The following is a 14,722-nucleotide window of genomic DNA, read 5'->3' on the forward strand; positions in this document are numbered from 1 at the left end:
GCGTGTGGCAGTCTGGCGGCATGACTGAGCCTGCAGCCGCGCATCCCACCCGACTCGAGCGTGTCCGTACGGACGCCGGCGCCGAGATCGCGATCCTGACGTTCGCCCACGGCGCACTGAACCTCTTCGATCAGGCGATGTTCGACGCCGTGCAGGCCGACGTTGCGGCGCTCGCCGAGGATCCGCCGCGCGCGGTGCTGCTGCGCGCCGAGGGCAAGGTGGTCTCCGCAGGAGTGGACGTCCACGTGTTCGACGGGCTCACGGCGGAACAGGGCGCGGACCTGTGGCAGGAGTTGTTCGCCGAGATCTGCCATCCGCTCGAGGCGCTGCCGTGCCCCGTCGTGTACTCGGCGCACGGACTGACGCTGACCGCGGCCTTCGAGATCGCGCTCGCCTGCGACATCATCCTCGCCGCACCGAAGGCGAAGTTCGGACTGGTCGAGACGGTGGTGGGGCTGACCCCGTCGATGGGCGGTCCGCAGCGGCTGGCCGAGCGGGCGGGGTCGGGCCGCGCCCGGGAACTGGTGATGACCGGCGACCTGTACGACGCCGCGACGCTGCGCGACTGGGGCGTGGTCAACGCCGTCCACGAGGACGTCGACGCGGAGGCCCGCGCCCTCGTCGCACGCCTGGCGGACGGGCCGACGCGCGCACACGACGCCACGAAGCAGATCATCTCCGCGTGGCGGTCGGGTGGGGTCGCGCACGCCGACTCGATCACGCCCGACGTGTCGGGTGCGCTGTTCGAGACCGACGACCTCCGGGGTGCGGTACGCAGCTTCCTCAACGTCGGACCGGGCAAGGCGACGTACCGCGGGCGGTAGGCGTCGGCGAACTGCTCCCCGTAACTGTGACGGGCGTCATATAGTCGTGGCAACGTCCCGGTCGCGCAGCAGTGTCGTCAGCGGAGGTGCAGATGCCGTCGTCCCTCGTCGAGTACCCGAGTAGTGGTCCCTTCTTCCACGACGACCGGGTGGTCCGTGGTCGCGACGGCCTGCTCCGGTACGGCGGGCTCAACCCGTCGCTCACCGAGCTGCTCGACATCTCCGTGCACCGCTACGCGGGCCGGGTCGCGGTCGAGGAGGACGGTGGCCGGTCGCTCACGTTCTCGCAACTGTGGACGTCCGCGGCGCGGGTGGCCGGCGGGCTGAAGTCGAAGGGCGTCGAGATCGGCGACCGCGTCGCCGTCCGGCAGCCCATGGGGGTCCGTTGGGTCGAGGCCTTCCTCGGGGTGTTGCTGGCCGGCGGCGTGCCGGTCGGGGTGAGCCCGGCACTCGACGACGCGCGAACCGGTGAGGTGCTCGCCGACAGCGAATCGGTACTGATCCTCGACGGCGAACTGCCGGAGGGCATCTCGTTCATCGACGACGGAGCGAGCCCCGACGAGCTGGTGCTGCTGTCGTACACGCCCGGGCCGTCGGAGTCCCCGAAGGGGGTGGAGCTGAGTAACGAGAACGTCCTCTCGACCATCGAATCCGTGCTCCATGCGCGCGGGTTCAGCTCCGAGGGACTGCGGAATCTTCTCGTCGAACCCGAACTGCACACCGTCGGATCGCTCGTCGAACTGCTCTCGACGCTGGTGGTGGGCGGAACGGTCCTGCTGACCGGGAGCACCGACGCGGCGTCGTGGCGCGGCACCGGTGCCGACGTGCTCACTGCGGCGCCCGCCGTCCTCCTGCGGGCCGTGGAGAACTCGCGGGTGACGAGTTTCGGCCGGCGCGCGGTGCGCTGGATCGACTACAGCGGCTCCGGCCTGTCCCTGGAGCAGTCGCAACTGCTCCGGCGGACGTTCCCTGCGGCCAGGCACTTCCTCGGGTGGGGAATGACCGAAACGTGCGGGGCGGGCCTGGCGCTGCCCGACGAGTGCGCTCTGACACACGCGGGCAGCGTGGGCGTCGCGTTCGGCGGGATGGAGGTGGCCCTCCTCGGTCCCGACGCCGGCCGCGGTACCGGCGAATTGCTGTGCCGCGGTCCGGGAGTCAGCCGCGGCTACTGGAACCGGCCCGAGGTCACCGCGAAGACCTTCACGGGTGGCTGGTTTCACACCGGCGACACCGCGAATATCGACGGCGACGGCTTCGTCCGTATCGTCGACCGCGACACCGCTGCCTAGGTGGTGCGAAAGGCAGGTATCCACCCGTGAGCTCTCCCGTCGCCGAGCTGCACATGCACATCGAGGGTTCCCTCGAACCCGAGCTGATCTTCGCGCTGGCCGAACGGAATTCCGTGCAGCTGCCGTACACCGACCTCGACGATCTCCGCTCGCGGTACGAGTTCACCGATCTGCAGTCGTTCCTCGACCTGTACTTCGCCAACATGCAGGTGCTTCGGACGGGGCAGGACTTCGCGGACCTCACTCGCGCCTATTTCGCCCGGGCGTCGGCGGGCGGCGTCGCGCACGTGGAGTTCTTCTTCAACCCGCAGGCTCACGTCAATCGTGGTGTGCCGCTGCACGAGGTGCTCGACGGGATCATGGACGCGGTGGGAACCAGCGAGCGGGAGTTCGGCCTCAGCAGCGCCGCGATCGCCGCGATCCTGCGGGACCGTCCCGTGCACGAGGCGGAGGAAGTGTTCTCGGAGATCATCCGGTTGCAGACGCCGATCGTCGGGCTCGGCCTGGACTCGGCCGAGGTGGGCAACCCGCCGTCGCTGTTCGAGGACGTGTTCGCCCGCGCCCGGTCGGAGGGGCTGCACGTGGTCGCCCATGCAGGCGAGGAAGGCCCGCCGGAGTACATCTGGCAGGCGCTCGATCTCCTCGGTGCCGAGCGCATCGACCACGGGGTGCGGGCGCTCGAGGACCCGGCGCTCGTGGCGCGTCTGGTGGACGAGGAAGTGCCGCTGACCGTGTGCCCACTGTCGAACGTGCGACTGTGTGTCGTCGATTCGCTGTCCGAGCATCCGCTGCGGACCATGCTGGAGGCGGGTCTGCTCGTCACCGTGAACTCCGACGACCCCGCGTACTTCGGCGGGTACGTCGACGACAACTTCGCCCAGTTGCGGGATCAGCTCGGCCTCACGGATGCCGAGCGGGAAACCCTCGCGCGCAACTCGATCACGGCGTCGTTCGCGAGCGACGCGCGCAAGGCGCAACTGCTCCGCGGCTGACGGTTCCGGCCGTCAGTCGATCAGCCCCGTGTCGCCGAGACTCGCGACGACCGCCAGGACGTCGCGGTCACGGCCGTGCGGGCCGACCAGGCAGAGACCGACGGGAACTCCGTCGTCGGTGCGCAACGGCACGGTCGCGTTGGGCAGTCCGGAGATGCTCGCGAGGCAGGTGAGCATGCCGGTGGCGCGCATCGTGTTCCGGAACCGGTCACCGCTGGGGTAGCTCGTCCGCTCGGGGGCCGTGGAGGAGGTCGCGGGCAGCAGGAGCAGGCTGTCGCCCACGTACGCGGTGATCGTCTGCGACGCCTCGGCGAGCTTGATCAGTTTCCGGCCGTACGTGGATTCCCAGATGCGGCTCGCGGCGGCGAAATTGCGGCCGGGTTCGTCGCCGAGCGACGTCATCGCCCCGCTCACCCAGTCGCCGTGCAGCCGCCACGCCTCGTAGCCCTGCACGGCGACGACGGCGTCGTACCAGTCGGGAAGCCGGCCGATGTCCGTGTCGGTCCACGTCAGCCGGGGGAGGGAACTCTTCTCCCACGCGGTGAGGGCCCGCCGCACAGCGCCGAGCGCCCCCGCCTCGGCGACGGCGTTGATGCCGTCGGAGGTGAGCGCGCTGCGGAACGGGGTCTCCGCCGTGAGCGGGAGAAGCGCGCCGGAGACCGCGACGAGGGTGTCGAGGTCGCCGCAGACCCACGCGGGGGTGTCGAACGTGGGGGACAGCGGAAACAGCCCGTCGGTGGAGACGGCGCCCCGGGACGGCGCGAAGCCGTACAGGCCCTGATACGAGGCGGGGATGCGGACGGAACCGGTGGTGTCGACACCCAATCCGATGTCGGCGGAACCCTGCGCGACTGCACTCGCGGCACCCGAGGTCGCACCGCCGGGCAGGCAGTCCTCGGCGCGGGGGTTGGGCGGCGTACCGAACTGCTGGTTGATGCCGGAATGCCCGTAACCGAGGTCGTCGGTCTGCGCCAGGCCGACGACGCGGGCGCCCTGACCGAGGAGGCGCGCCACCACTGCGGCGGTACCGGTTTCGACGGGTGCCTCGGCGAGCCGCCGTCCGCTGCCCGCACCGATCTGCTGTCCCGCAACGGCGTACAGGTCGGTGACGGCGAGTCGCTTGCCGGCGAGGGGCCCGTCACCGGTCGGCGCGACCAGCGGATCGCCCTGCACGCGCCACGTCGCCTTGTCGACGGGCGCGAACTCGGACACCGCTCCGCCGCCCGGAACGGACAGGCCGTCGGGAAGCGGCGGAACCTCCGGGTCGTGCAGGCGTTCCCCGCACGCGCCGAGCATCACGGCACCGAGCGCCGCCGCCCCGGAGGCACCCGCGACGCGAAGGAAGTCGCGACGGTCGAAAGATCGACTGGGGGCCACCTAGCTCACGTTAGCGACCGAGGACCTGCTGGAGGTACGCGTTGCCGAACATTCGCTCGGGGTCGTACTTGTCGCGCACGGCGACGAACTCGTCGAAGTTCGGATAGGCGGGCCGCAAGTCCTCGGCGGTGCGGCCGTGCATCTTGCCCCAGTGCGGTCGCCCTTCCACTTCCCGGGCGATGGCCTCGACCGCGGAGAAGTACGGCTCGTGATCGCGGCGATGGTACTGGTGCACCGCGATGTACGCCGTGTCCCGACCGTTCGCCGTCGACAGCCACACGTCGTCGCCCGCGGCGAACCGGACCTCGACGGGGAACGCGACCGTGAAACCGGACTTCTCCACCCACGAGTCGATCGCCGCGAGAGTGTCGGGAAGCGCCTCGGTGGGAACCGCGTATTCCATCTCCCGGAACTTGACCCGGCGCTCCGACGCGAAGACGCGGTAGCTGCGATCGGTGAATTCGCGCGCGCTGAGCATGCGCGACGACAGCCGATTGATCTTCGGGATCGCAGCCGGCGCAAGGCCGGCGACCCTGTTGATGCCCTCGAACAGGACGTTGGCGAGCAGTTCGTCGTCGACGTAGGCGCGGACCGGGTGGAGGGGAGAGACCGGGGTGTCACCGGGTAGCCGGGTGTTGCGTTTCGTCAGCACGCGGCGGGTGTGCGGAAACCAGTAGAACTCGAAGTGGTTGATCGTGGTGCGGTCGTGGTCGAGCCGGTCGAGGGTGGCGTCCAGTGACTCGGGCTTCTCGACGGCGTGCATCACGTAGTGCGGCACGCACTGGATCGTGACCTTCGAGATAATGCCCACGGCGCCGAGTCCCAGCCGTGCCGCCTCGAACAGTTCGGGGTTCTCGGTGGGGGAGCAGTCGGCCACCGAGCCGTCCGCCAGCACCACCTGCAGGGCGCGGACCTGAGTGGCGAGGCCTCCGAAACGCGCTCCGGTGCCGTGGGTTCCGGTGGACAGCGCACCCGCGATGGACTGCACGTCGATGTCGCCCAGGTTGATCATCGCCAGGCCACGGTGCCAGAGTTGCTCGCTCAGGTCGTGCAGCCGCGTGCCGGCGAGGACGGTGACGAGGGCGCCCGCCGGTTCGTCGAGGGTGACGGATTCGATTCCGGTGAGGGCGTCGAGGCTGACGAGGATCCCGTCGGTGACGGCGACCCCGGTGAAGGAGTGCCCCGACCCCACGGCCTTGACCCGCTGTCCGTGCTCCGCGGCACCGCAGACGAGCGCGCTGAGTTCCTCCACCGAGCGCGGTGTCGCGAAGCGCAGCGGGTTCGCCGTCTCGGTGCCCGCCCAGTTGCGCCATGTGTCCTGTGCCATTCGCCCATCATGAACCTGGACGCTCGTCCAGGCAAATGGCGGGTTGGTCGGGCGTCCGTGTTGGTCACAGGCGAGGCTCCCGCAGGTTCTACGATCAGAGGATGCTGAACAGGCTTCCTGCGGATGAACGTCGTGCCCAACTCGTCGAGTCGGCGCTCGCCATCGCGGAGCAGCGCGGCGTCGCGTCGGTCACGGTGCGTGCCGTGGCGGAGGAGGCGGGCGTCTCGCTCGGGGTGGTGCACTACTGCTTCGAGAGCAAGGAGGAGCTCCTCGCGGCGATGGGCGAGAGCCTGGTTCTGCAGCTCAGCGCGTCGATGCGACTGGCGTTCGGTCAGGTTCGGCACGCGCCGGACCTGCGCGGGATCGACGGTCTGCGCGAACTCCTCCACATCGGGATCAGCGGAATGTGGCCGATCATCGAGGCCACCCCGGACCGCCAGTTGCTGACGTACGAGATCACCGCGCAGGCGTTGCGGCACCGGGCGTCCGGGAGCGAGCGGGCCGGCGACATCGCCGGTCAGCAGTATCGGACCATGGACGAGGAGGCGATCGAGTTCCTCGCCGAGTGCGCCCGCATCGCCGAAGTCGGCTGGGCCACCCCGGTCGAGGCGATCGCGCGGTTCGGGCTGGCCATCCTGGACGGGCTCGTGCTGCGGTGGCTGGTCGACCGCGACAGTGAGGCGATGATCGCGGCGCTGGACGACATGGTGCACGTGATCGCGTCGAAGGCGGTCGAGCAGGCCTGAGCGGGCCCGTTTGATCTGGACAATCGTCCAACTCGATGGTTGACTGGCGTCGCAGACCGATGGAGAAGATTGGACGAACTGTGACGCCCACGCTCGACCGTCTCATCGCCTCGACGACCGAGGTCGACCCGCCGTTGGCCGCACTCGACCTGACCACGCTGCGCGCCAACGCCGCCGACCTGGTGCTGCGTGCGGGCGGCACCCCCGTCCGCGTCGCCAGCAAATCCGTCCGCTGCCGCGCGGTCCTCCAGGTCGCACTGGGGGAGAATCTCACCGGGGCCGGCGGGTTCCGCGGGATCATGGCGTATTCGCTGCGCGAGGCGATCTGGCTCGCCCGGCACGGCGCGGACGACATCCTGATGGGCTACCCGACGGCCGACCGCGGGGCACTCGCAGAACTCGCGGCCGATCCCGAACTGCTGAACAGGATCACGTTGATGGTCGACAGCGACGACCACCTCGACTTCGTTCTCGCCGCGGCAGGCACCACGTCCCTCCCGGCCCGGCTGTGCATCGACGTCGACGCCTCGTTGCGGCTCGGGCCGGTCCACATCGGGGTGCGCCGTTCCCCGCTCCGCGAACCGTCCGCCGTCGCCGCGTTCGCGAAGCGCGCCGCGGGGCGGGGATTCGCCGTCGTCGGTGTCATGTTCTACGAAGCGCAGATCGCGGGTCTGCCCGACTCCAGTCCGCCGATCGGCTGGATGAAGCGGGCGTCCGCGAAAGAACTCACGTCCCGTCGCACTGCCGTGGTGAACGCCGTGCAGTCGGAGGTCGGGGTGCTCGAGATCGTCAACAGCGGGGGCACCGGCTCGGTGGAGGTGAGCTCCGCGGACCCGGTCGTGACGGAGGTGACAGCCGGCTCCGGTCTGTACGTCCCGACGCTCTTCGACAAGTACCGCGCGTTCCGTCCGCACCCGTCGCTGTACTTCGCCCTGTCGACGGTCCGGCGGCCGGCACCCGGCATCGCGACGCTGTTCGGCGGCGGCTACATCGCCTCCGGTCCCGCCGGGGGCAGTCGCGTGCCCACGCCGGTGTGGCCGCCGCGGCTGAAGCTACTGCGCAACGAGGGCGCCGGTGAGGTCCAGACCCCGGTGACCGGAAAGGCGGCAGCGGATCTCGGCATCGGCGACCGGGTGTGGTTCCGGCACGCGAAGGCCGGCGAGCTGTGCGAGCGGTTCACCGAGGTGCACCTCGTCGAGTCGGACGGCTCCCGCACCGTGGTGCCCACCTACCGCGGCGAAGATCAGTGCTTCGGCTGACCGGTGAGCCGCATGAAGGCACCCAGCTCGGTCAGACCTTCCGGGGTGCTCGGCATGTACCGCGTCAGCGATTCCGACCGGATGATGATCGCAGCCCACTTGCCGCGGGACACCGCCACGTTCATCCGGTTCCGCGACAGCAGGAACGACATGCCGCGCGGCACGTCCTCGATCGCCGACGCGGTCATCGACACGATGGCGACGGCCGCCTCCCGCCCCTGGAACTTGTCGACCGTACCCACCTCGACCTTGTCGAGGCCGACCGCGGCCAGATCGCGTTCGATCAACCCGACCTGCGCGTTGTACGGCGCCACGACCAGGATGTCGGACTCGCCGAGTGGGCGGGTGCCCTCGAACTCGCTGGGGTCGGTCCAGCCGGAACCGAGCAGCTTCGTGATCCGGTTGACCACCTCCCGCGACTCCTCGGGGGATTGGGTGGCGTTGCCCTGGTGGTCGACGAAGACGGTGTGCACGCCCGGTTCCATGCCGTCGAGTCGTCGTGCGGCACTGGCCGATTCCTGTGAACGCAGCTTGCCGTCGTAGGACAGTGTCGATACGGGCGCGCACAGTTCCGGGTGCATCCGCCACGTGCGTTCGAGGAAATATCCCCGGCTCGCGGGCAGCGCCCCGTGCCCCTCGGCGAGCCACCCGAGGGCCGACGCGTCCACCGGTTCCGGGTGGGTGCCCTGGCTGACCTGCGGAAGTTGCTGAGGATCGCCGAGAAGCAGGAGATTGCGGGCCGCGCCGCCCACCGCGATGGTGTTGGCGAGAGCGAACTGCCCGGCCTCGTCGATGACCAGCAGATCGAGGCTGCCCGGCGGAACCCGGTCGGTGTTCGCGAAGTCCCATGCGGTCCCGCCGATCACGCAGCCCGTTCCCTCGGCCTGGTCGATGAAGCCGGGGTAGTCGTTGGAGCTGATGTCGGTCCACGTCGCGGCGCGATGCCGCCCGTCCTTCTTCGCGACGAGTTCGGCGGGGAGCCCGGCCTTCACGACGCCGCCGAGCATGTTCTCGATCACCGAATGCGACTGTGCGACTACGCCGATCCGCCAGTGGTGCTGCTCGACGAGCGCCTTGATCACCCGGGCCCCGGTGTACGTCTTGCCGGTGCCGGGAGGCCCCTGCACCGCGACGTACGAGTCGTCGAGGTCGAGTAGTGCCGCGGTGATCGCGCCCGCGTAATCCGTGCCGTCGACGGGTGGGAGCGGATTCCCGCTCCGGGTGCGCGGGTCGGACCGCCGCAGGATGTCCACCGACGCGCACAGCGGGAGGGCCGGCAGCGGCGAGCACATGCCGTCCGCGGCCACCGCGATGGACGATTCGATCCGGTCGGTCGTGATCGGCGGCCCGGGGGTGATCGCCGTCGGAAGTTGCACGTACTCCTCGCCGTTCAGGAGTTCCTCGACGATCACCACGTCGCGGCGGCGGCCGTCCTTCCCGACGTCGAGCACGTTGACCGTGCACGTTCCCCGTTGCTGCGGATTGTCGCCCGCGACCGCCTCGGGTGCAGGGGTGTCGTACAGCGCGTACATCGTGGTCTTGGGCCCCACCGTGCTCCCGGTCCCGAAACGGCCGGTGAGCTGAAGTCGCCGGCGCAGCTTGCGCTGCCGCGGGCTGCTCTTGTGCCAGTTCTCCTCGACGACCGCGGACGACACCACCAGAACGTCCCGGATGTCCGACAGTTCGTCGTGCGGCACGACCAGCCGGTCGAAGTGCGCCCACCAGAACGGTTTCCGCTCACGGCGGTGATAGCCGACCGCCGCCGCCATGAGCGCGGCCGCCTGCTGGTCGTGTTCCCGGTGCTCGCTCGGTCCGTGCCCGGCGAACTCGCGTAACGCCGCCTCCGTGGGGGTGCATTCCTCGGTCACCGGGGTGGGCCCGTCGCCGGGCGGCCGGAGGGCGACACCGTGGGTCTCCGCCTGCCCGATCAGCCAGTCGCGCAGCCGCAGCGTGGAATCGCAGTCGTACTCGTTGTAGTCGGCGATGCCCTGCAGCAGCGCGCGTGCCTCGTCCTCCCGGCCGTTGTCGCGGTGATCGCAGTAGTCGGCGTACGCGACCACCGATGCGGCGGCGTTGGTGACGTCGCCGTCGCGCGGCTGCTCCGGCATGTACAGCGGTTCGAGCTTCTTGATGCTGTAGGACCGTTCGCCGATGCGCAGGCACCCGCGCACCACCGGATACAGATCGACGAGGACGTTGTCGCGCAGCAGGGTGTCGACGGTCTCCTCGCCGACGCCGTGCCGTCCCGCCAGCCGCAGCAGCGCCGACTTCTCGTACGCGGCGTAGTGGTAGATGTGCATGTTCGGATACTGCTGACGACGCGTGGTCACGTAGTCGAGGAAGTCGACGAGTGCCTGCCGCTCCTCGGCGCGGTCGTGTGCCCAGAACGGCCGGAACACGGCGGCGTCGGCGGGACCCTCGACCACGCCGAAGAGGTATTCGAGACCCCAGTCCGTGGATCCGTTCTCGGCCCAGAGCGGGTCTCCCTCGAAGTCGAAGAAGATGTCGCCGTCGTCCGGTTCCGGCAGCCCGCCCAGCGCCTGCGGGGCGTACACCTGGAACTCGGGGGTGCCCGAGGACTCTTGGCGCAACTGCAGGGCGGCCTGCGCGCGAAGCGATTCCAGGGTGCGCTCGGGCAGGCCCTCGACGCTGCCCGTATGCGCGGCGAGGGCGTCGAGAGTGCCGATCCCGGCCGCGATCAGCCGGCTCCGCTGCGTCGTGCGCATTCCGGCCACCAGCAGGAGGTCGCGGTGCTGCTCCACCTCCGGGGTGCACGTGTCGCACCGGCCGCACGCCGTGTACCGGGGGTCGCCCCACTCCGCGAGGGACTGCTCGTCGCGGTGCTCGTCGAGAATTCGCTCGAGCGAGGAGCGTCGCGCGGAGTACACGGGAAAGATGTCGCCGAGCGAGTGCGCCGAGTCGCTGTCGTCGCCGAGCAGCAGGTGGACGTCCGGTGAGGTCGGGATCCCGTTGTCGGCCAGTGCTTCCGCGTACGCGGCGAGCTGGAGCAGGGCCGACACCTTCGCGTGCCGGGACAGTTTGGTGTCGTGGACGGCATACGTGTCGCCGTCGCGAACGAGGAAATCGCAGAAACCCAGGAAGCGGCCGTCGAAGAACGTCCCCTGGTACACGACGTCGGCGCCGCCGCGGATCGCCTCCACGGTGGCCAGGTTCGCCTCGAACAGTCCCACCGCGGTGTACTCGGGACGGTCCATCGTGACCACCCCGTCGCCGTACTCGGCGCGGAACTGCTCGAGCCGGCGATGTTCGTGAGCATCGCCCAGGCTCGACGTCCGTTTCAGCATGGGGTCGTCGTCGACGGACATGGTGGCGGAACCGGCCCCGGCGAGCCCGAGCGTGGCGTCCAACCGGCGCAGCAACGCGAACTCGCAGGTGGCGGCCGCGGAGAGGTCGCTGGCGCTGTAGACGATGGTGTCGTCGAGGAGGAACACAGCTACGTCCCCAGTTCTGCCGGTGAGTTCACCCGGCCGATTGTGCCATCGGGGTGCGACAGAGCCAGAATGGCAGCCATGCCCTTCTTCGACGGCCACTCCGGACGAGTCCACTACCGGCACTGGAGCGCGGTGGGAGGACCCGCCGCGCAGCTGGTGTTTCTCCACGGCATGGGGCAGCACACGGGTCATTACCACCGGTTCGCGCGCGGACTCACGCCCGCCGGAATCGGGGTGTGGGGAATCGACCAGGCCGGTCACGGACTGTCCGAAGGCGACCATCCGGGATCCGTGGCGGACCTGGCGGAGGACGCCGCGCTTCTCACCGGCCTCGCCGGCAGGCACGCACCGGATGTTCCGCTCGTGCTCATGGGGCATTCGCTCGGTGCCGCGGTCTCGATGGAACTTCTCGCGTCCGGTGACGCCGGTTTCCGGTGCGCGATTCTGTGCGGGACACCGAAGACCGCAGCCGTGCAGCAGACGGCGGATGCGCTCGAATCACTCGGGATACCGCTGCTCGCGGTCCACGGCGTGGACGACCGCATCGCACCGATCGACCCCGTCCGGGACTGGGCGGCGGGGATACGAGGCCTCGAATTCCGGGAGTTCGACGACGCCGGACACGACCTGCTCCACGAGAAGGTCCACGCGACCGTGACCGCGGTGGTCCGCGACTTCATCCTCGGCGCTGCGCGCCCGTGAGTGGTCGAGGAGTCTCCGGACTCCTCGACCACTCACGGGCGGCGGAGCCGCCTACGCGTAGATGGCCTCGATGGCCGCGCCGTGCTCCTTGTGGATGACGTTCCGCTTGAGCTTCAGCGTGGGCGTGAGCTCACCGGTCTCCTGCGTGAAGTCGACCTCGAGGATGCGGTACTTCTTGATCCGCTCCGGGTTGGACACCTTCGTGTTGCCCTCGGCCACGGCCTCGTCGATCTCGGCGACCAGGTCGGGGTTCTTCACCAGTTCGGACACCGGGGTGTCGGCGGCCAGTCCGTGGCGTTCCTTCCAGCCCGGCAGGGTTTCGGAGTCGAGGGTGATGAGCGCGCCGATGAACGGCTTGCCGTCACCGACGACGAGGCACTGGCTGATCAGCGGGTGCGCGCGGAGTGCGTCCTCGAGGACCGCAGGCGCGACGTTCTTGCCGCCCGCGGTGACGATGATTTCCTTCTTGCGGCCGGTGATGGAGATGTAGCCCTCTTCGTCGATCGAGCCGAGATCGCCGGTGTGGAACCAGCCGTCCCGGATCGAATCCGCGGTGGCCTGCTCGTTGTGCCAGTAACCGCCGAACACCACGGGACCCGTCAGGAGCAGTTCGCCGTCTTCACCGATCTTCGCGGCATGGCCGTCGATCGGCTTGCCGACGGTGCCGACCTTCTGTGCGCGGGTGGTGTTCACGGAGATGGCGGCGCTCGTCTCCGTGAGGCCGTAGCCCTCGTACACCGGGACGCCGATGCCGCGGAAGAAGTGACCGAGGCGTGCACCGAGTGCGGCGCCACCGGAGACGGCGCGGTCGCACTCGCCGCCGAGGGCGGTGCGCAGCTTCGAGTAGACGAGCTTGTCGAACAGGGCGTGCTTGAGCTTGAGGCCCAGCCCGGCGCCGCCGTTGTCCTGCGCCTCGCTGTACGCGATGGCCGTGGCGGACGCCTTCTCGAAGATGCTGCCCTTGCCGCCGTCGTACGCCTTCTGCTTGGCGGAGTTGTAGACCTTCTCGAACACCCGCGGCACCGACAGGATGAAGTGCGGCTTGAACGCGGCGAACTGGTCGAGCAGCGTGGTGAGGTCGGCGGTGTGCGCGACCGTGACCTTGGCGTCGAACGCACCGAAGGAGATGGCGCGGGCGAAGACGTGCGCGAGGGGCAGGAACATCAGGGTGCGCCTGCCTGCGTACATCGCGTCGCTGAGCGCCAGCTTCACGGCCGCGGACTCCGCGTAGAAGTTGGAGTGCGTCAACTGCACGCCCTTGGGGCGGCCCGTGGTGCCCGACGTGTAGATGAGGGTCGCGGGGGAGGACGCGCGCACCTGGTGACGACGCTCGTGCAACTGCTCGTCGGTGACGCCTTCGCCGCGCTTCGACAGTTCGTCGATCGCGCCGCCCTCGATCTGCAGAACCTCACGCAGGTCCGGCGCGGCGTCGGTGACGACCTTCAGCGCGTCGGCCTGCTTGGCGTTCTCGACGACCAGCAGCGACGTGCCGGAGTCTTCGAGGATCCACTTGGCCTGATCGGGTGCGGACGTTTCGTAGATGGCGACGGTGCACCCGCCTGCCGTCCAGATCGCGTAATCGATGACGACCCACTCGTACCGGGTCGCCGACAGGATCGCGACGCGGTCACCGAGCTCGACGCCGGAAGCGATGAGGCCCTTCGCGACGGCGGAGACCTGCTCCGCGAACTCCGCGGCGGTGACGTCTACCCACCCACCGTTGCCGGGGCGCTTGAACGGAACGAACTTCGGGTCTTCCTCGGCATGACGGAAGACCGTGTCCGCCATGGAGGCGTCCTCCGGAATTGAGAACGACTGCGGTACCGAGAATTCACGCACTATGACCCCTCCACTGAAACGACATGACGGATGTGCATTCGATCACATTTGTCCCAGTTTCGCACCAGGGTCGATGTCCGTTATGTGTATTTCGTGTCTGACCAGCGGAGATAAGTGTAACTCGGCGTAAACTGATAACTCAGGCGGCCTCTTCCAGACGGCGCGAGTTGGCCGACAGCCAGCGCCGGATCGCGTAGTTCAACTGGTCCGGATCGACACCGAGTTCGGTGGCGGTCGCCTCGAGAATCTCCTCGGCGAGGCCGTCGTCGGTGGCTTCCGAAATGCCGAGCGCGCCGCTGATGAACACGTCCGCCACCCGATTCGGCCGGACCCCGGGGATCCCGGCGAGCATCAGGAAATGCGCCCACGTGACGTCGCTGCTCTCACCGCACACCTCGATCCACGCGTCGTGGATCTGCTCCAGGGCGGCTTCGTCCCGGGCGGCCTCGAGAAGGTCGTCGATGCTGTTGATCCGGAGCTGGTGTAGTCGCTCCGCCGCCAGCTGGATGTGGCGCGCTTCGATCGGCACACCGGTCGCGGAGTACCGCCTCTTGTACGAACCGACCTTGCCCGCCCACTGATCCGAGCTGCCCGCCTCCTCGAACGTGCGGAGAAGGTCGCGCGCGCCGTCGGTGAGGGGCTGATCGGGGTGCGCCCGCCGGTACGCCAGATAGCGGTCGACGACGGCGACCTCGCTGTGCCCGGCGCTCGACTGCACCGATTCGATGATGCAGAGAGCGAGGCTGTGCCGGTAGGCATCGGAGGTGACCCAGCCGGACGGGTCTCCCAATCGGTCGAGGCACGCGGTGACGACGGTTTCGACGGTATCGGCAGAGACGGTCACGAGATCCTCCAAAGGCAGTCTGTTCTGTGCTCTGTCCGGTGTATCGACAGGGCCTCCGGGAACGTTGCACT

The 14,722-nt window shown here is 69.1% G+C and carries 11 protein-coding genes; 6 read left to right on the plus strand and 5 right to left on the minus strand.

Translation table 11 applies throughout. The annotated features are described in order from the left end of the window. Positions 1–20: 20 nt before the first annotated feature. The 3 genes from QM806_RS02010 (at position 21) to QM806_RS02020 (ending at position 3,105) form a co-directional block, all read left to right on the plus strand. Positions 21–824 carry an enoyl-CoA hydratase/isomerase family protein gene (locus QM806_RS02010; RefSeq protein ID WP_169693550.1) on the plus strand — a complete coding sequence of 268 codons (804 nt, stop codon included), beginning with the start codon at positions 21–23 and terminating at the stop codon, positions 822–824. A 92-nt stretch (positions 825–916) separates the two neighbouring features. Beyond that, entirely contained in the window at positions 917–2,113 is a 1,197-nt protein-coding gene (locus QM806_RS02015) for a class I adenylate-forming enzyme family protein (protein WP_054245423.1), read from the plus strand. 26 nt (positions 2,114–2,139) lie between these two features. After that, on the plus strand, positions 2,140–3,105 hold the full coding sequence (locus tag QM806_RS02020; protein ID WP_283290169.1) for an adenosine deaminase: 966 nt from the start codon (positions 2,140–2,142) through the stop codon (positions 3,103–3,105). A gap of 12 nt (positions 3,106–3,117) precedes the next feature. Here the strand turns inward: QM806_RS02020 and QM806_RS02025 are convergent, their stop codons facing one another. Together QM806_RS02025 and QM806_RS02030 are read right to left on the minus strand one after the other, a co-directional pair. Further along, the gene (locus QM806_RS02025; protein WP_169693549.1) at positions 3,118–4,482 is read right to left on the minus strand and encodes an amidase family protein; all 1,365 of its coding nucleotides are present in this window, start codon (positions 4,480–4,482) and stop codon (positions 3,118–3,120) included. 10 nt (positions 4,483–4,492) lie between these two features. Further along, a complete protein-coding gene (locus tag QM806_RS02030) occupies positions 4,493–5,809 on the minus strand; it encodes a D-arabinono-1,4-lactone oxidase (RefSeq protein WP_133986458.1) in 1,317 nt (438 codons plus the stop codon). Between the two features lie 101 nt (positions 5,810–5,910). Between QM806_RS02030 and QM806_RS02035 the strand changes: the two genes are divergently transcribed. Both QM806_RS02035 and QM806_RS02040 read left to right on the plus strand, forming a co-directional pair. Then, on the plus strand, positions 5,911–6,555 hold the full coding sequence (locus QM806_RS02035) for a TetR/AcrR family transcriptional regulator (RefSeq protein ID WP_005564766.1): 645 nt from the start codon (positions 5,911–5,913) through the stop codon (positions 6,553–6,555). Positions 6,556–6,614: 59 nt separating this feature from the next. Then, the gene (locus QM806_RS02040; protein WP_133986459.1) at positions 6,615–7,814 is read left to right on the plus strand and encodes an amino acid deaminase/aldolase; all 1,200 of its coding nucleotides are present in this window, start codon (positions 6,615–6,617) and stop codon (positions 7,812–7,814) included. Here QM806_RS02040 and QM806_RS02045 read toward each other — a convergent pair. Continuing rightward, a complete protein-coding gene (locus QM806_RS02045; RefSeq protein WP_169693548.1) occupies positions 7,799–11,266 on the minus strand; it encodes a TM0106 family RecB-like putative nuclease in 3,468 nt (1,155 codons plus the stop codon). The two genes, QM806_RS02040 and QM806_RS02045, sit on opposite strands and share 16 nt — an antisense overlap. A gap of 78 nt (positions 11,267–11,344) precedes the next feature. Between QM806_RS02045 and QM806_RS02050 the strand changes: the two genes are divergently transcribed. After that, positions 11,345–11,968, plus strand: coding sequence for an alpha/beta hydrolase (locus QM806_RS02050; RefSeq protein WP_052023948.1), 624 nt, complete (start codon positions 11,345–11,347; stop codon positions 11,966–11,968). Positions 11,969–12,019: 51 nt separating this feature from the next. On the opposite strand, the gene QM806_RS02055 is transcribed toward QM806_RS02050, so the two are convergent. Beyond that, positions 12,020–13,807 carry an AMP-dependent synthetase/ligase gene (locus QM806_RS02055; RefSeq protein WP_005564760.1) on the minus strand — a complete coding sequence of 596 codons (1,788 nt, stop codon included), beginning with the start codon at positions 13,805–13,807 and terminating at the stop codon, positions 12,020–12,022. 139 nt (positions 13,808–13,946) lie between these two features. After that, positions 13,947–14,651 (minus strand): DUF8548 family protein, encoded by a 705-nt coding sequence (locus QM806_RS02060; protein WP_005564759.1) that lies wholly within the window; start codon positions 14,649–14,651, stop codon positions 13,947–13,949. Positions 14,652–14,722 lie beyond the last annotated feature (71 nt).

Source organism: Rhodococcus sp. IEGM 1351 (genome assembly GCF_030056875.1).
Classification (GTDB): domain Bacteria; phylum Actinomycetota; class Actinomycetes; order Mycobacteriales; family Mycobacteriaceae; genus Rhodococcus_F; species Rhodococcus_F opacus.

Coding starts and splice junctions, on each gene's coding strand:
- QM806_RS02030 (WP_133986458.1), bottom strand. CDS start 5,809: ATGGCACAGGACACATGGCGCAACTGGGCGGGCACCGAGACGGCGAAC.
- QM806_RS02035 (WP_005564766.1), top strand. CDS start 5,911: ATGCTGAACAGGCTTCCTGCGGATGAACGTCGTGCCCAACTCGTCGAG.
- QM806_RS02015 (WP_054245423.1), top strand. CDS start 917: ATGCCGTCGTCCCTCGTCGAGTACCCGAGTAGTGGTCCCTTCTTCCAC.
- QM806_RS02040 (WP_133986459.1), top strand. CDS start 6,615: ATGGAGAAGATTGGACGAACTGTGACGCCCACGCTCGACCGTCTCATC.
- QM806_RS02050 (WP_052023948.1), top strand. CDS start 11,345: ATGCCCTTCTTCGACGGCCACTCCGGACGAGTCCACTACCGGCACTGG.
- QM806_RS02010 (WP_169693550.1), top strand. CDS start 21: ATGACTGAGCCTGCAGCCGCGCATCCCACCCGACTCGAGCGTGTCCGT.